Here is a 21,848-nt window from a genome sequence, read left to right on the forward strand (position 1 = left end):
ATTAATAAACGGAAATACGTTCATGGGTTTTGCGCCGCATATTGCGCAGACGGTCGAAGAACAGGTACACCACCGGCGTGGTATAGAGCGTCAGAAGCTGGCTCATCACCAGGCCGCCGACGATGGTGATGCCGAGCGGCTGACGCAGTTCCGCGCCGTCGCCGCTGGTGAGCGCCAGCGGCAGGGCGCCGAACAGCGCGGCCAGCGTGGTCATCATAATCGGGCGGAAACGCAGCAGGCTGGCCTGGAATATGGCGTCCCGCGCGCTGAGTTCGCCGCTGCGCTGCGCCGCCAGCGCGAAATCCACCATCATGATGGCGTTCTTTTTAACGATACCAATTAACAGCATTATGCCGATCAGCGCAATCAGGCTGAACGGCGCGCCGAACCATTGCAGCGCCAGCAGGGCGCCCACGCCGGCGGAGGGCAGGGTGGACAATATGGTCAGCGGATGCACGTAGCTTTCGTACAGCACGCCCAGCACGATATAAACGGTAATAATCGCCGCCAGAATCAGCAGCAGCTGCGCCGTTTGCGACTGCTGGAAAGCCTGCGCGGTGCCGGAGAACTGTCCGCGCACCGCGGACGGCACGCCCAGCGAGGTCATGGTTCGTTCAACCAGCGCCGCGGCGTCGGAAAGGGACGTCCCTTGCGCCAGGTTAAAGGAGATGGTGGATGCGGCGGACAAGCCCTGATGGTTGACCGACAGCGGCGCGTTGACGGGCTGCCAGCGGGCAAAGTAGGAGAGCGGGATGGGTTTGCCGGCGTCGTTGATGACAAACATTTTTTCCAGCGCACTGACATCCTGCGTGTAGGCCTCGTCCACTTCCATCACCACCTTGTACTGGTTGAGCGGCTGGTAAATGGTGGAAATCTGCCGCTGGCCGAAGGCGTTGTTCAATAACGCGTTGGCGCCGGCGACGTCGATCCCCAGTCGGGCCATGGCGTCGCGATCGTAAGTCAGCGCCATCTCCGCGCCTTTGTCCTGCTGATCGGAGTTGACGTCGGCCAGTTGGGGCAATTTGCTCAGCGCCTCGCGAATTTTGGGCTCCCAGGCGCGCAGCAGGCCGAGATCGTCCGACAGCAGGGTGTACTGATAGCTGGCATTGGCTTCGCGTCCGCCGATGCGGATGTCCTGCACCGGCATTAAAAACAGCGTGGCGCCGGGCTCTTTCGCCAGCGTGGCGCGCAGGCGGCCGACCACCTGCTGGGCGCTGACGTCACGCTGCGCCAGCGGCTTGAGCGTAATAAACATGGAACCGCTGTTGGTGCGCGAGCCGCCGGTAAAGCCGGTGACGTTGTCCACCGCCGGATCGTTGCGCACCAGCGTCATAAAGGTCTGTAGCTTCAGCTTCATGGCCTGAAACGAGATACTCTGATCGGCCTGGATAAAGCCCATCACCCTGCCGGTATCCTGCTCAGGGAAAAAGGTTTTCGGAATGCTGATATACAGCCAGACGTTGAGCGCTATGGTTCCCAACAGCAACGCCAGCACCCAGCGGGCGTGGTTCAGCACCCACTTAAGCGAACGCCCGTAGCCTTGCTGCATGGCCAGCAGAACGCGGCCGAAACCGCGCAAACGCGGCTGGCCGCGCTGCGGCGCGGCGCGCAGCAGCCGGGCGCACATCATCGGCGTCAGGGTGAGCGAGATCAGCAGCGAGATAATAATCGCCACCGACAGGGTAACGGCGAACTCGCGAAACAGCCGTCCCGGCAGGCCCTCCATCAGCAGCAGCGGGATAAACACCGCCACCAGCGACACGCTCATCGACAGCACGGTAAAACCGACTTCGCGCACCCCCTGCAACGCGGCCGGCAACGGCTTCATGCCGGCCTCGACGTGGCGTGAGATATTTTCCAGCACCACGATGGCGTCATCCACCACGAAACCGGTGGCGACGGTCAGCGCCATCAGGGAGAGGTTATTCAGGCTGAAACCGCACAAATACATGGCGGCGAAGGTGCCGATAAGCGAAACCGGCACCGCCACCGCGGGGATCAGCGTGGCGCGCCCGGAACGGAGAAACAGAAAAACCACCACAATCACCAGCGCCACGGCGATCGCCAGCGATTGCTCCACCTCAGCCAGCGAGGCGCGGATGGTGGGCGAACGATCCAGGGCGATATCAAGCCGGATTGCCGCCGGCAGGCTGGCGCGCAGCTCGGGCAAGGCGGCGCGGATGCTGTCCACGGTGGTAATGATATTGGCGCCGGGAGCGCGGCTGATCACCAGCAGCACGGCGGGTTTGGCGTTGGCCATTCCGGCGTTGCGCGAGTTTTGCACCGCATCCCGCACCGTGGCGACGTCGCTCAGCCGCACGGCGGCGCCGTTGTTGTAGCGAATGACCAGCGGCTGGTAGGCGGCCGCGGTTTTCAGTTCGTCGTTGGTTTTTATCTGCCAGCGCTGTCGGCGGTTTTCAATGTCGCCCAATGGCTGGCGCACGTTGGCCTGACTGATGGTCTGCCGCACCTCGTCCAGCGAAATGCCCTGATTGAACAACGCCTGCGGATTGAGGGCCACGCGCACGGCGGGCAGCGAGCTGCCGCCGACGGAGACATCGCCCACGCCGGACATCTGGGAGATTTTCTGCGCCAGCCGGGTGGAGGCGTAGTCATACATCTGCCCCGGATCGTAGGTATCCGAGGTCAGCGTGAGGATCATGATCGGGGCGTCGGACGGGTTCATTTTGCGGTAGGTCGGGCGGCTGGGCATGCCGGACGGCAGCAGACTCTGCGCGGCGTTGATGGCCGCCTGCACGTCGCGCGCCGCGCCGTTGATATCCCGTTCGAGATTAAACACCAGAATAATGCGCGTACTGCCCAGCGAACTCGTGGAGGTCATTTCATTGACGCCGGCGATCCTGCCCAGCGCCCGCTCCAGCGGCGTGGCCACCGATGACGCCATGGTTTCCGGCGAGGCGCCGGACAGCGAGGCGCTGACCACGATCACCGGAAAGTCCACCTGCGGCAGCGGCGACACCGGCAGCAGGCGAAAACCCAGAACGCCGCAAAGGGCGATCGCCAGCGTCAGCAGAATGGTGGCCACCGGCCGATGGATAAACAGGGCGAAGAACCTCACTCGGTTTCCTCCTCCTGACGCGGCGCGCCCCGGAACCGCTGCGCCAGCCGATCAAACAGCAGGTAAATCACCGGGGTGGTAAACAGGGTCAGAATCTGACTCATCACCAGGCCGCCGACCATACAGATCCCCAACGGCTGGCGCAATTCGGCGCCGACGCCGGTGCTCAGCATCAGCGGCAGGGCGCTGAGCAGGGCGGCCATGGTGGTCATCAGGATCGGGCGGAAGCGCAGCAGGCAGGCCTGATAGATGGCGTCATACGGGTTCATGCCCTGTTCTCGCTCGGCGGCCAGCGCGAAGTCGATCATCATGATGGCGTTCTTCTTGACGATGCCGATCAGCAAAATAATGCCGATAACGGCGATCACGTCCAGTTCATTGCCCGCCATCATCAGCGCCAGCAACGCCCCCACCCCCGCGGTGGGCAGCGTTGAAAGGATGGTCACCGGATGGATAAAGCTTTCATACAGCACGCCGAGGACGATATACATCGCCACCACCGCGGCGACGATCAGCCACACCGTGTTGCCCAGCGCCGACTGGAAGGCCAGCGTGCTGCCCTGGAAACGGGTGGTGATATCGGCGGGCAGGTTCATTTGCCGTTCCGCCTGGGTGATGGCCTCTACCGCTTCCCCCAGCGCATAGCCGCTGCTGACGTTGAAGGAGATAGTGGTGGAGGGAAACTGGTCGAGATGATTGATGGCCAGCGGTCCCTGCCGCTCTTCGATAGCGGCGATGCTGTTGAGCGGAATGCTGCCGCCGTCGCTGCTGATTAAGCGCACGTCGTTTAACGCATCCAGACCGCTATTGTTGGCGGTATCGTGCTCGAGCACCACGCGGTACTGGCTGGCCTGGGTGTAAATGGTGGAGATCAGACGCTGGCCGAAGGCGTTATACAGCGCGCTGTCCACATCGGCCATGCTGATGCCCAGACGGCTGGCGCTGTCGCGGTTGACGTTGACGTAAGCGATGGACGCGCCGTCCTGCCAGTCGCTGCTGACGTCCTGCAACTGCGGCAGCTTGCGCAGCTCGGTCAATAGCTGCGGCACCCACAGGCTGAGCTCGTCCAGCGACATCGCCTGTAGGGTGAACTGGTACTGGGTCCGGCTGAGCTGGGTATCAATGGTGAGATCCTGCACCGGTTGCAGATAGAGCTGGACGCCGGGGAGCTGCGCGGTCTGCTGTTGCAGCCGGGCGATGATTTCCGCAATACGCTCGCGGCGCTCGTTGAGCGGATGCAGATTGATTTGCAGCCGCCCGCTGTTGAGCGCGGCGTTGGTGCCGTCCACGCCGACGAACGAGGAGACGCTCTGCACCGCCGGGTCTTTCATAATGATGGATGCCACCTGCTGCTGGCGCTCCGCCATATTGCGGAAAGATACCGTCTGCGGCGCCTGCACCGTGCCCTGAATAATGCTGTTGTCCTGCACCGGGAAGAAGCCTTTGGGGATCCACAGATACAGCAGCACGGTGAGCGCCAGCGTGCCCACGGCCACGCTCAGCGTCAGCCACGGATGGTTCAGCACCTTGCGCAGCCAGACGGCGTACGCGGCCACCAGTCGGGTAAAAAAGCGCTCGCTGGCGCGGGTAAAGCGATTCTGTTTACTCAGCGACCGATGGCTGAGCAGGCGGGCGCACATCATCGGCGTCAGCGTGAGCGACACCACGGCGGAAATCAGAATGGCGACGGCCAGGGTGATGGCGAATTCGCGGAACAGCCGGCCGATAATGTCTCCCATAAACAGCAGCGGGATCAGCACGGCAATCAGCGAAAAGGTTAATGAAATAATGGTGAAACCGATCTCCCCGGCGCCTTTCAGCGCGGCGTGGAGCGGCCTCTCGCCTTTTTCGATATAGCGGGAGATATTTTCAATCACCACTATCGCATCGTCCACCACGAATCCGGTGGCGATGGTGAGCGCCATCAGCGTCAGGTTATTGATGGAGAAGCCGAGGAAATACATCGCCGCAAAGGTGCCGATCAGCGACAGCGGCACGGCGATGCTGGGGATCAGCGTGGCGACGGCGTTGCGCAGAAACAGGTAAATCACCATCACCACCAGCGCGATAGCCAGCAGCAGTTCAAACTGCACGTCTTTTACCGACGCCCGGATGCTGAGGGTACGGTCGGTCAGCGTCGATACCTCGACCGATTTCGGCAGGCTGGCGGTCAGTCCCGGCAGCATCTGGCGGATGCTGTCGGTGGTGGCGATCACGTTGGCGCCCGGCTGGCGCTGAACGTTGATAATGATCGCCTGTTGCCGATTCGCCCAGGCGCCCAGATAGGTATTTTCCGCCGCCTGCTCCACGCTGGCGACGTCGCGCAGGCGCACCGGGGCGTCATTACGCCAGGCGACGATCAGCTGGCGGTAATCCTCGACGGATTTCATCTGATCGTTGGCGGACAGGGTTACCGAGCGGGTCGGGCCGTCGAGGCTCCCCTTGGCGGAGTTGACGTTGGCGGCGGTAATGGCGCTGCGGATCGTTTCGCCGGTGAGCTGGTATGCCGCCAGCGCCGGCGCGTTCAGTTTTACCCGCACCGCCGGGCGCTGCCCGCCGGCCAGCGACACCAGGCCGACGCCCGCCACCTGCGAGATTTTCTGCGCGATGCGGTTATCCGCCAGATCCTGCACCTGGGTCATCGGCATGGCGCTGGAGGTGACCGCCAACGTCATAATCGGCGGGTCGGCCGGGTTAACCTTGCTGTAGGTCGGCGGGTAGGGCAGGTCGGTAGGCAGCAGATTGGTCGCCGCGTTAATCGCCGCCTGTACGTCCTGTTCGGCAATATCCAGCGACAGCTCCAGCTGGAATTGCAGCGTGATCACCGAGGCGCCGCCGGAGCTCTGGGCCGCCATCTGCTTCAGCCCGGACATCTGCCCGAACTGGCGTTCCAGCGGCGCGGTAATGGCCGAGGTCACCACTTCGGGGCTGGCGCCGGGATAGAGCGTCACCACCTGAATGGTGGGGTAGTCCACCTCCGGCAGGGCGGAAACCGGCAGGGCGCGGTAGCCGATGATGCCCGCCAGCAGGATGGCGACCATCAACAGGGTGGTCGCCACCGGGCGCAGGATAAAAAGCCGTGACGGTCCGCCGCCGCTGGCCGGCACGCTATCCTGCCGCATCAGGGTTTCTCTCCGCTGATCAGCGGCGTTTTATCCGTGGAGTCGGAGGAGAGCACCTCGACTTTGGCGCCTTCGGTCAGACGGTCGATGCCGTCGGTCACCACCAGCACATCGGCGCTCAGACCGGCGGTAATCACCATTTGCTGACCGTATTGAATACCGGTGGTGACCAGACGTCTACTCACCTCGTTTTTATCATTCAGTATCCAGACAAAGCGCCCTTCATTGCCCATTTGCACCGCGGCGGCGGGAGCGAGGATGGCGTTTTGCAGCGTATCCACCTTCATGCGGATATTGACGAACTGATTGGGGAACAGGGCGTCGTCGATGTTTTCGAAACGGGCCTTAAGCTTAATGGTGCCGGTGGTTACGTCGATCTGGTTATCCATGCTCAGCAGGCTGCCCTGCGACAGCCTCTGCTGATTGGCGCGGTCCCAGGCTTCCACTATCGGCGCCTGCGCCGATTTGCGCGCCTTGAGGACGGTGGCGATCTCGCCTTCCGGCACGGTAAATACCACATCGATGGGCTGCGTCTGGGTGATAACCACCAGGCCGTTGGTATCTCCGCTGGTGATGTAGTTCCCCACGTCCACCTGCTTTAACCCCACCCGCCCGCCGATGGGGGCGATGATTTTGCTGTAAGCCAGCTGTAGCTCGGCGCTGGCCACCGCGCCTTCATCCGCTTTGACGCTGCCCTCCGACTGCCGCACCAGCCCCTGTTGCGCATCCAGCTCCTGGCGGGAGATCAGATTGGTTTTCACCAACTGCTGATAGCGGGCCAGATCCTGCCGGGCGTTGGCGAGTATCGCCCGGTCTTTCGCCAACTGCCCCTGAGCCTGGGTCAGCTCTACCTGAAACGGCCGTGGATCGATCTCCGCCAGCAGATCGCCGGCGTTGACCTGCTGCCCCTCCTGAAAGTGCAGGGCCATCAGTTCGCCGTCAACCCGGCTGCGGATGGTGACGGTATTGGAGGCGGTAACGGTGCCGAGCGCGGAAAGATAGTAGGGAACCGAGGCGGAACCGGTCCGGGCGGCCTGCACCGGGGGCAGCACGTTCATGGCGGCCCGGCGTCCGCCGCCATTTCCCTGGCGCGCCGCGGGCGCGGCCCCATCGCCGCTCTGGCCGGCGGTGGTTTGCGGCTGGGTGAAATGACGCCAGAGCAGCAGAGCGGCAACAACGACGGCAACAAATATCAACAGACGTAAGAGGCGTTTGGCATTCATGGTAATCGGTTAGTCTCTCCGTATTGCGCGGACGGCGCGGGTCCCTGCAACAATGCGTGGTATAAAATTATGCGTTTTATCATACTAGTTTAACCACCCCATGCCGGAGAAATAATGAAGGAAATATGGAGGATGCGTCAGGGATTGTCGGCGCGGGGCGGAAATTGCGGCGCCCTTTCCTTGGATAGCGCCTCGATGCAGCGGTTGACCACGCCGTCGAGCGAGGCGGCGATATCGATGGGCATCACGTCGCTTTCCTGCTTATCCGGGGACTCCAGGGTGGCGAACTGACTTTTCAGCAGGCTTTCCGGCATGAAATGACCGGCGCGCTGTTGCATCCGTTTTAACACCAACTGGTAGTCGCCGTTCAGCCACAGGAAGGTCATATGGTTACTCTCAGCCGGTCGCGGTAGCGTTTTTTCAATGCGGAACAGACCAGAAAGCCGGTTTCGTTTTTTTGCTGCAGGCTATAGGCCACGTCGCTCAGGCGTTCGAGCCAGGGCAGTCGATCGTCGTCGTTCAGCGGGCGGCCGGAGGCCATTTTTTCAATGTTCGCCCGCGGATGCAGGTCATCCCCATCGATGAATTTGGCGTTGAGGCGGCTGGCCAGCGCCAATCCGACGCTTGATTTCCCCGTGCCGGATACGCCCATGATAATAATGCATTTACCGGACATACTATTCTCTCCCAGAGTCAGTCACACCGCGACCAGCATGCCGCCGTCAACGAACAACAGGTGGCCGTTGACAAAGTCGGATGCTTTGGATGAGAGGTAGACCGCCGCGCCGATTAACTCTTCCGGGTCTCCCCAACTCGCGGCGGGGGGGGCGTTGGCATAACCAATCGGTAAAGGCTTTGTCATCCACCAGCGTTTTGGTCATGTCGGTTTTAAAATAGCCGGGGGCGATACCGTTAACCTGTAAAGGGGTGACGGCGTTGAATACCGGCGTTATTAATCAATACATCAATGGCGCCGATGTTTTCTTCGATATGGTGAATGGATTCCTGAACGGCATCATGGTCGGTAACATCGAATGCCGCCGCATGGCTTGATAACCGGCGTCGCGTAATTGTCCAACGGCTCTTTCCGCGCGCTCGGCGGTAATGTCGTTAATAATGATTTCCGCGCCGAATTCAGATAATCCTTTAGCCAGCAGAAAACCGATGCCTTGCGCGGAACCCGTAATAAGCACTTTCTTTTTGGGCAGTGAACATAGATCTTTCATAAATAATTCCTGATGGCAGCCTGAATGATTTTTTACGCAATGCCGTTATATTTCCGAGTGTCGTCAATTCCGAGGCGATAAATAATTAATCACCGGCATCGACCGTCCTGAAAAAACAGGATGGCTGATTTTCAATTTATTTCATTCTGACCGATAAACGGAATGTCACCGTAAATGGCGTGGGGCTATGAAACCGTTTTACGACGGGTAAAACCGTGACTAAGATCACTTTAAAGTGTGTTAATGCCAGCTGTTACAGATTACGTGACCTTCATCAGGCCGTTAGCGGAAAAATTAGCCGCGCTGTAAGCAAGCGTAGCGGCAAATATCCGGTGGTTAAAATTTAATTGTATGATATTTAATGTAATTTATTTTTAAGGTTCGGCGTTGCCGCTTTTAGGCCTAGCGGTAACATCACGCCGGGCTGCGCTAAAATGTTGCAGAGAAAAGCGTTTTTTACCTTGAGGATACATTATTGCAACAATCCTCGCGGTGGAAATGTCGACTGGATCACGTTACCGGTAACATGTTTTGTTAACATCATTTATGGTGAGGTAAGATGGCTGCAGAAAGTTAATAGCGTGGCGGTTTTTTATTAAATTTCCACCAACAGAGGCTCCGGTTTTTTAATTAACCGGGGAGGGGGGCTCTTATTTGAAAAGGGCGTGCTAAGTGGGTGAAAAATAACATCGCCTATGCTCGCCGGTTACGCGTTGCCGCTCCCATTGTACCGTTTTTGACTCAGATCCAGGAGACAGTATGAATCCGGTTGTATTACAGGTCACACAGCAGATTATCGAACGTTCGGCCGTCAGTCGGCGCGCCTATCTTGAGCGGATAGCCGCCGCCGGAGAGAGTAAGGTGCAGCGTTCCCGGCTGGCCTGCGGTAATCTGGCCCACGGCTTTGCCGCCTGCACGCCGGATGACAAAGCGATGCTCAAAAATATGGTGCACAGCGATATTGCGATTATCACGGCGTATAACGACATGCTTTCCGCCCACCAGCCTTACGAAAACTACCCTGAGCAGTTGAAAGCGGCCCTGCGGGCGGCGGGCGCGGTGGGGCAGGTGGCGGGCGGCGTGCCCGCCATGTGCGACGGCATCACCCAGGGGCAGGACGGCATGGAGCTGTCGCTGATGAGCCGCGACGTGATTGCGATGTCGGCGGCGGTGGGGCTGTCGCACAATATGTTTGACGGCGCGCTGTATCTTGGCATCTGCGACAAAATTGTTCCCGGTTTATTGATGGCGGCGCTGTCGTTCGGCCATCTGCCGGCGCTGTTTATTCCGGCCGGTCCGATGACCAGCGGCCTGCCCAATAAGGAAAAGGTGCGCATCAGACAGCTTTACGCCGAGGGCAAGGTGGACCGCCAGGGGCTGCTGGAGTCGGAGGCCGCCTCTTATCATGGCATCGGAACCTGTACCTTTTACGGGACGGCCAATTCCAACCAGATGGTGATGGAAGTGATGGGGCTGCATTTGCCCGGCGCCTCTTTTGTGCATCCCGATACGCCGTTGCGCCAGGCGCTGAATGAGGCGGCTGCACGCCAGATTGTCCGCCTGACCGAGGTGTCCGGCAACTATTTGCCGGTCGGTCAACTGGTAAACGAACGGGTGATGGTTAACGGCATGGTGGCGCTGCTGGCCAGCGGCGGGTCGACGAACCTTACCATGCATATGGTCGCCATCGCCCGGGCGGCCGGCATTATCATCAACTGGGATGACTTTTCACGCCTGTCCGAGGTGGTGCCGCTGCTGTGTCGCATTTATCCGAATGGTCCGGCGGATATCAACTATTTTCAGGCCGCCGGCGGCGTATCGCTGCTGGTGCGCGAACTGCTCGGCGGCGGTCTGCTGCATGAGGACGTCGATACGGTCGCCGGGCGGGGATTACGGCGCTATACCCAGGAACCTTATCTTGCGGACGCGGGACTGCAATGGCGCGACGGTCCCGAAGTTTCGCTGGATCCCGCGGTGATTACCTCGGCCGACCGGCCTTATTCGCCGCACGGCGGGTTAAAGGTGTTGTCCGGCAATCTGGGCCGCGCGGTGATGAAAACCTCCGCGGTGCCGGACGAATCATTGGTTATTGAAGCTCCGGCGGTGGTCTTTGACAGTCAGCATGACGTCGCTCTGGCGTTTGACGCCGGCGAGCTCGATAAGGATTGCGTGGTGGTGGTGCGTTATCAGGGACCGCGGGCGATAGGCATGCCGGAGTTGCATAAGCTGATGCCGCCGCTGGGCGTACTGATGGATAAGGGATTCAACGTGGCGCTGGTGACCGACGGCCGTCTGTCCGGCGCGTCCGGCAAGGTGCCTTCGGCGATACACGTCACGCCGGAAGCCGGCGACGGCGGGGTGCTGGCGAAAATCCGCACCGGCGACAGGGTGCGCGTCGACGGCCGTCGGGGCGAACTCTCGCTGCTGATTGACGATGCCGAGCTGGCGCGGCGTGATGTCGTCCCGTACGATTTAACGCCCTACCATCAGGGCTGCGGAAGAGAGCTGTTTACCGCCTTGCGTGAGCGGCTTTCCGGCGCGGAGCAGGGGGCCTGCTGCATTCCTTTCTGAAAGTAAAACCGGGAACGACGGTTCCCGGTTTATTTATTGGATTACAGCACCAGCCCGGCAATGGAGGCGGAAAGGATGCTGACCAACGTAGAGCCGTAAACCAGCTTCAGTCCGAAGCGGGAAACCACGTTGCCCTGATGTTCATTCAGACCTTTAATGGCCCCGGCAATAATGCCGATAGACGAGAAGTTGGCGAACGAAACCAGAAAGACGGAGAGGATCCCGACGCTGCGCGGTGAAAGTTCCGCGGCGATTTTTTGCAGTTCCAGCATGGCCACAAACTCGTTGGAGACCAGTTTGGTCGCCATAATGCTGCCGACCCGCAGCGCTTCATGGGAGGGAATGCCCATAATCCAGGCAAACGGATAGAAAGCGTAGCCGAGCATCTCCTGAAAACTTATGCCGAATACCGCGCTGAAGATGGCGTTGATGGCGGCAATCAGGGCGATAAAACCAATCAGCATGGCCGCTACGATAACCGCGACCTTGAAGCCCGCCAGAATATACTCGCCCAGCATCTCAAAAAAGCTCTGGCCTTCATGCAGATTGCCCAGCTGCAACTCCGGTTCTTCGTCGACTTTGTACGGATTGATCAGCGACAGTACGATAAAGGTGCTGAACATGTTCAGTATCAGCGCGGCAACCACGAATTTGGCGTCCAGCATGGACATATATGCGCCGACGATAGACATGGAAACGGTGGACATCGCCGTCGCCGCCATGGTGTACATGCGCTTTTCGGACATCTTGCCCAGGATATCCTTGTAGGCGATAAAGTTTTCCGATTGCCCGAGGATCAGAGAACTGACGGCGTTAAACGACTCCAGTTTGCCCATGCCGTTGACTTTGGACAGCACGGTGCCGATCAGGCGGATGATGATCGGCAATAGCCTGATGTATTGCAGAATCCCGATCAGCGCGGAAATAAACACGATGGGGCAAAGCACTTTGAAGAAGAAGGAAATCAGGTTTTTATCGCTGTTGACCATATCGCCAAAGACGAAATCGGTTCCCTGGCCCGCAAAACCCAGTAATTTATCAAAGACGGCGGCAAACCCTGTTACCGCGCCTAAGCCGATATTCGAGTAGAGGAAAAAATAGGCAAGCAGGATTTCAATAACCAGCAGTTGAATAATAAACCGAATGCGGATGCTTTTACGGTCGCGGCAAATGAGTAACGCCAGAATCGCAACAACAACCAGCGCTAACGCGAATTGCGCAATATGTGACAGGGACATGTATGCTCCAAATATGAGGCAGGCCAAATTTTCCAGGTCATTTTATGTAACGGCTGCGCCAAAAATGAGATGGATAACGCAAAAACGCAATTCTATATTAGAATGATGGCTAAACTAAATGGCGCGTCTCGTTATCTCCGCACTTTTAACCATTCATTATTCTGATACCTCTATACGACGGCGATATTTTCATCAGCGCGTAGCGATGGACACATAACCATATCAGCACCGCAGCCTGGCGGAGTAATTCCACTGACTCAGATTCGTTCTTTATGGCGAATAGCGGTGAAATTCGCATCTAGAGGCGAATATCTGATATATTCGTCCCTGAGTGCGAATTTTTGGTTCTATCATTGCCTGAGGGCGATAAAAAATGGCGACAAAAATCAGTGTGATTACTGGCGATCTGGTCAATTCCCAGCGGGGTGACACCACGGCCTATCTTGAGCGGCTGGAAAACCTGCTGCACGATTTGCAGCAGGCTAAACGGTTGCATAGCTTCGAAATCTTCCGGGGCGATTCTTTTCAGGCCGTCGCTAAATCCGAACAGGGCTTATTGTTGGCGGTGTATATCCGCATCGCGTTGAAAGCCTCCGGCATCGCCTACTGGGACGCCAGGGTAGCCGTCGGCCTGGGCAGCCGCAAGGCTCGGGAAACTGGCTACGGCAGCGCTTTTCTCAATTCCGGCAAAGCATTGGATACGATAGGTAAAAATTGCAGACTGGCTCTGAAAAATGACAATGATAAAACAAACGTGGTTGTCAGCGATTTGCTGCCGATGTTAGATCACGTCATTGGCCGTCTATCCCCGAGCGAGGCAAAAATCGTCCAGGCGCGGATGTTTGCCGCGACCAACGTCGAGGTGGCGAAAAACCTGCAAAAGGCGACATCAACGGTATCCGCTGCGCTCAAACGGGCCGCCTATGAGGAAATCATAAGATTTATCTCCGCCATCAACAGGATAACCTAGCCATGGATTTAACCTACGCTCCGCTGTTGACCTGGATGCTGATAGCGCATCTGGTTGTTGATTTCTCTTTGCAACCGCTCAGTTGGGTGAAGCATAAAGCCAGATACCGCGCCCGTTCGAAATTTTTGTTGCTCCACGCCATTCTGCATGCGGCGGCGGCGGCCTTGGTCGTCGCCGGATTTGGTTTACTGTACGGCGGTTTGCCCTCTTTCTACGCGTTGCTCGCATTACCGGCGATAGGCATCAGCCATTATCTGATCGATCTGATGAAAGTCACCGTAATGAGCCGGTTAAGCCAGGCTGGCGGTTTCCTGATAGATCAGGGTCTGCATCTGTTGGCGATCCTGCTCCTGTGGCTGGCGTTGATTCCCGATGCCCGGCCGCTGCTCTCTTTCTTGTGTCAGCAACTGGCCGACGTACGGTTTAGCCTGATCGTTGCCGCCTATCTGGTGATTTACCTGCCGATGAGTCTCCTGATCGACCAACTGCTGGCGCGTTGGTCTCCCCAAATGCCCCCTACCGCCAGGGCGAATAAAGACTCACTGCTGAGAGCGGGGAAACAAATCGGCTATTTGGAAAGAACGCTGATCCTGACCTTTGTGCTAATCGGGCAGATACCGGCGATTGGTTTTTTACTGGCGGCAAAATCCATTTTCCGTTTCGGCGATCTGCGCCAAAGCGACGATAAGATGCGTACCGAGTATGTGATGCTTGGCACGCTGTTTTCCTTCACCTTGACCATCATGCTCGGTCTGCTGGTCAGGCGGCTGTTGTGATCGGCGGGCGGGTTAACGTGCGTCGGGATCGTCAAGCTCAAACCAGGCTGCCAGTTCGCGCCGCAGATTGTCGGACTGGGTGCCAAAAATAGCCTGCACCTGATGGCCGATGATGATTACGCCTAATGCCCCGAGCTTTTGCAGATGGCCGCTATTTACCAGCCGCAGGCTATGAACTTCGACCCGTAGCCGGGTAATGCACGCATCCAGACTGACAATATTTTCCTTGCCGCCGAATGCGCTGACCAACTGCTGTAAATTATCTTTATCCATGGGGGATGTGACTTCTATTTCAGCTATCTGTTTGCCCAGCATAGATGTGAATAGTTTCTTGAAATTGTGAATTTTTCCCATTTTCGCCGTCTCTTTGGTTTTGCGGGTTAACCCCCCTTCAGGCTAGCCCGCATGTTAATTAACGCAGGCTGCGGCGCAAAACCCGACAGCCATAGCCCGGTATCACTATATCGCCGGACAGGGACGCTCCGGTCGTCATTTCCTCATAAACTGCCGGCAGCATGACCTGCTGCGGTTGTGTCTTATAGTTTTGGATAAAAATAAACTCACTTTCTTCATCACTGCGACGCTGAACCGCGACCCCCGGCGGCAATATGGTCGGCAGCGCCTGTGGTAACGCCAGTTCTTTTATCAGCGTAGTGAAGAAATCACGCTGAAAAGCCAGATCGTTGCGTGAGGCAATGTAATACGCTTTGCCATTGCCGCGTTCGTTCACCGTTACCGCCGGGTTCCCTGCGTAAAAATCATTGTCGTAACATGCCAGCGCCTGCGCGCCTTCGAGATGGATCAACTCGCACAGATGGGTGGCGGTATAGGGGCCAGCGAGATGATGAGGATTATCCGTCAGCCCGCTGACGCTGTTGCTTTCGTGATCGTACAGGCTGTCTATCTCTTCAGCCCAGATCCCCATAATGGGGCGCAACGGGCCGGGGAAGCCGCCAAGATGGCAGAGATCCGTTTCGTTAACGATCCCCGACCAATAAGTGGCAACGAAACGTCCTCCTTTCTGTACAAAAGCATCAACGCGTTCGGCAAATCCATCGCGCACCATGTACAGCATCGGGGCGACGACGAGTTGATAAGCGCTGAGGTCGGCGTCGGCATTGATCACGTCGATGGCTACGCCTTGTTCCCAGAAAGGACGATAATGCTCGGCCACGGTTTTTTCATAGAACAGGCCGGCATTACGCGGGCCTTGAGCATCGTCCATCGCCCACCGGCTTTCCCAGTCAAAAATAATCGCGACGTTGGCGTCGACCCGGCTTCCTGCGATCGGCGCGAGCTTGGCGAGTATTTCCCCCAGCGCCTGTACCTCGCGGCCGACTCGCGTGTTGATGTGGCCTACATGATCGACTACCGCACCGTGAAATTTTTCCACCGATCCACGGCTTTTGCGCCACTGGAAATATTGCACGGAGTCGGAGCCGTGTGCGACAGCCTGTAGCGAAGACAGGATATGCATGCCCGGTTTTTTCAGCTTGCTGATAGGTTGCCAGTTGGTCTGGCTGGGAGTGGACTCCATCAGGTAAAACGGTTTCCCGCCTTTCAGCGTGCGCATTAGATCGTGATACATAGCGATATAAGCCCCCAGCGTGCTGTCATCTTCTTCCTTATGCCACAGCGGATAGCTATCCCAGGAGATAAAGTCGATAACTTTCGCTAACTGCCAATAGTCATAATCATAGAAATATTCCATGAAATTAGTGGTGGTTGGCAGTGACGGATTTTCGGCTTTTAACGGCTGAATTTCAGCAGCGCAGAAGTCTGTAACTTGCGCGGTATTGAAACGTTTCCAGTCCAGATTCAGACCGTGGATAGACATTTCCCCTTTGGCAGACGGTGGGGCAATCTGCGACCAATCGGTGTAGGTATGGCTCCAGAAAGTGCTCCACCAGGCTTTATTCAGCGCATCCAGCGTGCCGTAACGTGATTGTAGCCAGTGGCGGAACGCGTTTTGACAGAAATCACAGTGACATTCCCCGCTGTATTCATTTGAGATATGCCAGCCAATTACCGCCGGATGATGAGAGTAACGTTGGGCCAGACGCGCGTTGATCTGGCGGACTTTCTCACGGTAGATCGGCGAGGTCAGACAATGATTATGACGACCGCCATGCCGGGCGCGAGTCTGGTCGCTCGCCACTCGCAGTACCTCCGGGTATTTTTGTGACAGCCATGCCGGACGTGCGCCGCTTGGCGTGGCCAGAAAAACGAAAATACCGTTGGCGTATAGACGGTCCAGAATGTCATCCAGCCAGCCAAATTGATAATGGCCTTCTTCCGGCTCAATCCCGGACCAACTGAAAATCCCGACCGACATGACATTGCACCTTGCCTGTTTCATCATCTCAATGTCTTTGGTCAGGATTTCCGGATTATCCAGCCATTGATCAGGATTGTAATCGGCACCGTGCAGCAGGACGGGAACTTTACTGCTTAGCGGGGGGAATTTGAACATATCGTTCTCCACTGGCATATACGCATTGTATCTGGAGTTGCGGCATCGGCGGCCGCAACTCCAATGGCTTCAGCTACGAAATTCAGGAAAATGTGTATGCAAAACCACGATTATCAGTGCTGATTAAACGCTTTGATCGACGGTAGCACTTTGCCCTGACAGTTGAACAACGCCTGATTTTCACGGGCATTGCCTTCCTTCCATTCATCCTTGTTGTATTTCATCCCGGCCGTGGTCGCCCAGGTTGCGCCGGGGGTAGGCAACCAGATCGGTTCCCAGTAAAACACGCCTTTGCCGCGATGGTTTGGCACATTGATGATGCTTTGCATCAGATCGTGAAGGTAATCGGCCTGACCCTGCACGGATGCCGGATAGCCTCCCGCATCCAGTTCTTTCTGCTGGAAGCTGTTTTCGGCGTTGTCACAGTTCTCCAGGGTATAGGCGTAGGCGGCTTCAACCACAATGATGTCTTTGTCATAGCGCTTGGTAACGTCGTTCATGTTGTACTGAAGCGCGCTGATCGGGCCATTCCAGTAGGTGTAAAACGATGCGCCGATTACATCGAACGGCACGTTGCGTCGGGTAATTTCATCGAACCACCAGATAAAGGTATCGTTTTTCGTACCTTCAGCCAGATGCAGCATGATTTGGACGTTGCCGTCGGGGCCCTGCGCGTCTTTAACTCCCTGAATCCCGGCTTTCAGCAGAGCCGCCAGACGATCAAATTCACCGCCGCCCTGACCCCAGCTTTTTCCCTCCGGCCACAGCATGCCGCCGTTCAGTTCGTTGCCTACCTGAACCATATCCGGCATTACGCCGGCCTTCTTGAATTCGCCGATAGTAGCTTTGGTGTAATCGTGAACGGCCGCCGTGAGCTGTTCCATATTCAGGTCTGCCCACGCTTTGGGTTTATTCTGGTGGGCCGGGTCGGTCCAGAAATCACTGTAATGGAAATCCAGCAACAGCTTCATGCCGTTGGATTTGGCGCGTTTGGCCAGCGTCAGCGTAGTAGCCAAATCGTTGTTGCCACCACCGTAGCCATTTCCCGCGGCGTCTTGCGGATCGTTCCAGATGCGCAGACGAATGTAGTTAATCCCGTTCTCTTTCAGTATTAGCATGGCGTCTTTTTGCTTGCCTTGTTCGTCATAAAACTTGCCGCCGTGCTTTTCCACTTCATGCAGCATGGAAATGTCCGCGCCTTTAATAAAATCGCTAGGGATATTGTGTAACTTGTTGATGGTGACGTTCTCTGCCGCTTGCAAGGTCTGGGGCAAAGCGCAGACCGACAGGCCGGTAGCTAACAGTGCGGTCATCAGTACGTATTTTTTCATGTTCATTTTAACGTTCCTGGGATCGATACGGAGGTTGGTATGGTTATCCTTTGGTGCCGCCAGACGTCAGGCCGGAAACAAAGTACTTTTGCAGCGAGAGATAAAGAATGGCGACCGGCACGGCAATCAACACCGCACCCGCGGCGTAAGTGGTGTAACTGGCACCCATCTTTTGCACGACCAGGTTGTACAGTCCGATCGGCAGCGTAAACTGGTCCGGAGTACGCAAAATGGTGCTCGCCAGGATGAAATCCCCCAGTGGACCGGTAAAGGAAAATAGAGCGATAACCGCGATGATCGGTTTCGACAACGGCATGATAATTTCAATGAAGATACGGAAATTACCAGCGCCGTCCATCCGGGCCGATTCATCCAGATCTTTGGGAATGGCGTCCAGATAACCTTTCATCAGATAGGTATTCATTGGGATCATGCCGCCCACGTACACCAGCACCAGCGCAATATGGCTGTTAACCAGCCCCAGCATTTGCGCCAGAACAAAGATGGCAATCAGTGCGGAAAATTGCGGGATCATCTGCAACAGCAGAAATAGCATCAGCCCGTTCTGGCGTCCGCGAAAGCGAAAGCGTGAGAACGAGTAGGCGGTGAAGCTGACGCTTACCAGCGTCAGCATCATGGTCAGCAGGCTGATTTTCATCGAATTCCAATACCAGGACGCATAATCGATCTGCCCGTTAAACAGTTCCTGATAGTGAATGAATGAAAAATTCTCCGGAATGATGGAAGTATTAAGCAAGCTGCTGCCGGGATTGAGGGAGGCGCCCACCGTCCAGATCAGTGGATAAATAATAATGGCGGCCACCATCAGCAGCAGTAGGTAGGTCAGGCCGAGTTTGATGGCATTCTGCCTTTTCACACTGTGTTTCGCATTCATCGGCGTGCTTCCCTAGGCCATGTTGTCTTGTTTAAACGAGTTGGTCGCCCGGAACTGCCATAGCGCGATGCCCACCACAAAAATCGACAGCAGTATGGTGATGCTGGCCGCGATCGCGTACTGAGAAGACGACATCGTGAGTTTGTAAATCCATGAAACCAGAATATCCGTTCCGCCCGCGTTAGAGCCGATGACGGGCGGTCCGCCATTGTTGAACAGATAGATAATGTTGAAATTGTTAAAGTTGAACGTGTATTGCGTAATGATGATCGGGGCAATGGAGTAAAGCACCAGCGGCAAGGTAATCGTCGTCAGCTTGTGCCAACCGCTTGCTCCGTCGATGGTGGCGGCCTCATAGAGATCGTCTGGTATCGCCTGCAAAACGCCGGTCGTCATGGCAAACACGAACGGGAAGCCAAGCCAGGTTTGCATCAGAATCAGCGCGGTTTTGGTCCAGAGCGGATCGGTCATCCAGGCTTTGGGTTCAATGCCTAACGCGGCCAGAATACCGTTATTGATCACCCCGAAGGTTTCGTTGAACATGCCGGCGAACACCAGAATGGTGACAAAACCCGGCACTGCCCACGGTAAAATCAGGATGGTGCGAATCAACGGCTTGAAGCGTAGCCCCTTCTGATTCACCAGAATGGCCAGCAGAATACCGACGGCGCATTGTAACGTAGTGGCGATAAGCGTCCAGATGACCGTCCATTGCAGCACGTCAAAGAAGGTAGAACGCCACAAATCGAGGCGGAATATATTGATAAAGTTTTTCATTCCAACCCAATCAACCAGCTTGGCAGGCGGCGTGTGATAAAGGTCGTAATTGGTAAAAGCGATGGAAAAACCGAAAATGATGGGGAAAATCACCACAAATACCAGCAAGATAAAACCGGGGGTGATCATCAGGTAAGGAAAACCTTCGCTCAGCAGTAACTGATACTGCTTTTTCACGCCGCTCAGCGGTAAACCATGGTCTCGTTTTGCGCCGCAGAGATAGGCATCCCGCAGGCTACAGTAGTAAACACCGATGCCGAACGTTGCCACGATCAGGCTGATAATTCCTTTCGCCAGCAGAAAAATGGAGTGATCACGCGGCAGCTCGGTACCTAGCGTAATTAATCCCCAGCCGCCTTCCCGTAAAAAGTCATGAAATACGCCGATGAAGCAGGACATGACCAGGAAAAAAAAGACACCTTTAACGAACTGGCGATTATAAATCTGCCCGAGTCCGGGAAGCAGTCCCAGCAATAGTGAGAGTCTTGCATGGCGACTGCTGCCGTTGTGTCGCGCAAGGCCGCTGGTATTGACGATCACACTATACCTCCTGTCTATCAAGAACATGGGTAAACAAAACTTGTTTACCCATGGCGCCCAACTGTTTATTGATTGCTGTGGTTTGCTTCGATTTGCATTTTTATGGTTTTCACGGCGGATTCCAGCGCGGCTTTGGTATCCTGTTTACCCGTTACGCTCAGTTGCAACGCGCTATTGGTCGGTATCCAGACTTCCTGCATTTCCGGCACGCTTGGCATCGGTACGGCATAGCCGGACTGAATGGCAACGGCGCGCGATTTCTCATCATTCTTGATTAGCGGATCGTCAACCAACTTGCCGATCGGCGGAATTTCACCCGTCAGTTGGAAACGAATCCTGGCGTATTCAGGCTGGTTGATGAACTCAATAAACTTCTGCGCCAGTTCCTGTTTTTTGGAGTAGGTAGAGATGCTGTAGCCTTTTACCCCTAACAAAGAACGAGGATGCTCGCCGTTAGGCAGCAATGGCAGTGGGACGACGCCATAGTTAATGCCGGCGTTTTTGTATGGCTGAAACGACCAGGGACCGGTAATGACTGCTGCGGCTTTTTTCTCGGTAAACAGGGAGTCGATAGCGTTTAGTCCGGTTTCACCGACAATACCCGGTGGAAACAGACCGTCGGAATAGAATTTCTTGAGGTAATTAACCGCATCAATAGCTGCTTTTTTATCCAGACCGATATCTTTGACGTTCGGCGAACCATTGCTGTTCTGGCCGAAAATGTAACCCCCCATACCGGCAATCACGGCATAGGCATAATAGATTTCATCGAATTTCGCCAGTAGACCGTAACGGCCTTCGGTTCGTTGCTGTTTGGAGAAAGTAAACAGGTCGTCAAATTTCTCCGGTGGCTGAGGCATCAAATCCTTGTTGTAGATCAGCACCGTCGTTTCCACCGCTTTGGGAATGCCATACAGCTTGCCGTTGTATGTTTGTGCATCCAATGCGGGTTTGGTAAAGCCGGCGATATAAGCCGGGTCGAGTTTCAGTTCGGCTATCAGCCCTTGAACCACCGCCGTGCCGATTTGATCGTGGGGCATAACAAAGACGTCGGGGCCGATACCTGCCGGACCATCGAGACGGAGTTTTTCGATCTGCTGTGCATAGGGGGATTCCAGCACTTTGATTTTGACGTTGTTTTGCGTTTCAAAGGCTTTAATCGCATCAGCAATCCCCTGGGATTTTTTTATGTCTTCCCATACCAGGAGTTCCTGTTCGGCGGATAAGGCCGATTTGCTGAAAATCCCTGTGATACCTAGTGATATCATAATGACGGTCGTCAATGTTTTCATTTTCATCATTAATCCTCGCGCCTTGGTTAGGCAAAAATCATGGTAGGAAATCGTAAATTACCTTCCATCGTACAGCCGCCGGCCATTTCACTGTAACGTTACATAGGCCACCTGATTGCGGCGGGGTGGGAAATAAAACCTGTTCCCGGAATACACCAATCGAGGCGATCGGCTTTTTGCTGCATAACGCTGAATCGAACGACAGAGATCCAGTAATCAACTAATTAATAAGATGATCACGCATCCCGCTGCCAGCTTCACTGTATGGTGAACTCTTCGGTTGCCATTTTTCGCTGCGGAGGAGGGCGTTTTCCACAAAATAGGGTAACGGTTAC

General features: G+C 56.1%; 13 protein-coding genes and 2 pseudogenes. 3 read left to right on the plus strand and 12 right to left on the minus strand.

Annotated features, from left to right (window positions below; genetic code table 11):
- Position 1 precedes the first annotated feature (1 nt).
- The 5 genes and pseudogenes from mdtC to DDT56_RS02780 all read right to left on the minus strand — a co-directional run bounded on the left by mdtC (position 2) and on the right by DDT56_RS02780 (position 8,650).
- Complete coding sequence (mdtC, locus tag DDT56_RS02760; protein ID WP_136164980.1) at positions 2 to 3,079, minus strand: multidrug efflux RND transporter permease subunit MdtC; 3,078 nt, start codon at positions 3,077 to 3,079, stop codon at positions 2 to 4.
- On the minus strand, positions 3,076 to 6,201 hold the full coding sequence (locus tag DDT56_RS02765; RefSeq protein WP_136164981.1) for an MdtB/MuxB family multidrug efflux RND transporter permease subunit: 3,126 nt from the start codon (positions 6,199 to 6,201) through the stop codon (positions 3,076 to 3,078). The genes mdtC and DDT56_RS02765 overlap by 4 nt, the downstream gene beginning before the upstream one ends.
- The gene (locus DDT56_RS02770; RefSeq protein ID WP_136164982.1) at positions 6,201 to 7,424 is read right to left on the minus strand and encodes an MdtA/MuxA family multidrug efflux RND transporter periplasmic adaptor subunit; all 1,224 of its coding nucleotides are present in this window, start codon (positions 7,422 to 7,424) and stop codon (positions 6,201 to 6,203) included. Before DDT56_RS02770 ends, DDT56_RS02765 begins: the two co-directional genes overlap by 1 nt.
- 137 nt (positions 7,425 to 7,561) lie before the next feature.
- A pseudogene (locus DDT56_RS02775) lies at positions 7,562 to 8,100 on the minus strand (gluconokinase).
- 21 nt (positions 8,101 to 8,121) lie between these two features.
- Positions 8,122 to 8,650: pseudogene (locus DDT56_RS02780) on the minus strand (SDR family oxidoreductase).
- 759 nt (positions 8,651 to 9,409) lie between these two features.
- Here DDT56_RS02780 and edd point away from each other — a divergent pair.
- Positions 9,410 to 11,221 (plus strand): phosphogluconate dehydratase, encoded by a 1,812-nt coding sequence (edd, locus tag DDT56_RS02785; protein WP_136164983.1) that lies wholly within the window; start codon positions 9,410 to 9,412, stop codon positions 11,219 to 11,221.
- A 41-nt stretch (positions 11,222 to 11,262) separates the two neighbouring features.
- Here the strand turns inward: edd and DDT56_RS02790 are convergent, their stop codons facing one another.
- Positions 11,263 to 12,453, minus strand: a complete 1,191-nt coding sequence (locus tag DDT56_RS02790; protein ID WP_136165124.1) for a NupC/NupG family nucleoside CNT transporter — start codon at positions 12,451 to 12,453, stop codon at positions 11,263 to 11,265.
- A gap of 379 nt (positions 12,454 to 12,832) precedes the next feature.
- On the opposite strand from DDT56_RS02790, the gene DDT56_RS02795 reads away from it, so the two are divergent.
- On the plus strand, positions 12,833 to 13,429 hold the full coding sequence (locus DDT56_RS02795; RefSeq protein ID WP_136164984.1) for a hypothetical protein: 597 nt from the start codon (positions 12,833 to 12,835) through the stop codon (positions 13,427 to 13,429).
- Positions 13,430 to 13,431: 2 nt separating this feature from the next.
- Positions 13,432 to 14,205 (plus strand): DUF3307 domain-containing protein, encoded by a 774-nt coding sequence (locus DDT56_RS02800; RefSeq protein ID WP_136164985.1) that lies wholly within the window; start codon positions 13,432 to 13,434, stop codon positions 14,203 to 14,205.
- 12 nt (positions 14,206 to 14,217) lie between these two features.
- Here the strand turns inward: DDT56_RS02800 and DDT56_RS02805 are convergent, their stop codons facing one another.
- From DDT56_RS02805 to DDT56_RS02830, 6 genes are all read right to left on the minus strand, one after another.
- Positions 14,218 to 14,559 carry a PTS sugar transporter subunit IIB gene (locus tag DDT56_RS02805; protein ID WP_136164986.1) on the minus strand — a complete coding sequence of 114 codons (342 nt, stop codon included), beginning with the start codon at positions 14,557 to 14,559 and terminating at the stop codon, positions 14,218 to 14,220.
- 58 nt (positions 14,560 to 14,617) lie between these two features.
- Positions 14,618 to 16,678: a beta-galactosidase gene (locus tag DDT56_RS02810; protein WP_136164987.1), complete on the minus strand. Its 2,061-nt coding sequence runs from the start codon at positions 16,676 to 16,678 to the stop codon at positions 14,618 to 14,620.
- A gap of 113 nt (positions 16,679 to 16,791) precedes the next feature.
- On the minus strand, positions 16,792 to 18,015 hold the full coding sequence (locus DDT56_RS02815) for a glycoside hydrolase family 53 protein (protein WP_136164988.1): 1,224 nt from the start codon (positions 18,013 to 18,015) through the stop codon (positions 16,792 to 16,794).
- A gap of 37 nt (positions 18,016 to 18,052) precedes the next feature.
- A complete protein-coding gene (locus tag DDT56_RS02820; RefSeq protein ID WP_136164989.1) occupies positions 18,053 to 18,904 on the minus strand; it encodes a sugar ABC transporter permease in 852 nt (283 codons plus the stop codon).
- Positions 18,905 to 18,916: 12 nt separating this feature from the next.
- Positions 18,917 to 20,221 (minus strand): carbohydrate ABC transporter permease, encoded by a 1,305-nt coding sequence (locus tag DDT56_RS02825; protein ID WP_136164990.1) that lies wholly within the window; start codon positions 20,219 to 20,221, stop codon positions 18,917 to 18,919.
- 65 nt (positions 20,222 to 20,286) lie between these two features.
- Entirely contained in the window at positions 20,287 to 21,519 is a 1,233-nt protein-coding gene (locus DDT56_RS02830; protein WP_136165125.1) for an extracellular solute-binding protein, read from the minus strand.
- Between the last annotated feature and the right edge of the window lie 329 nt (positions 21,520 to 21,848).

Origin of the sequence: Brenneria corticis (assembly GCF_003115855.1) — a bacterium.
Lineage (GTDB): Bacteria > Pseudomonadota > Gammaproteobacteria > Enterobacterales > Enterobacteriaceae > Brenneria > Brenneria corticis.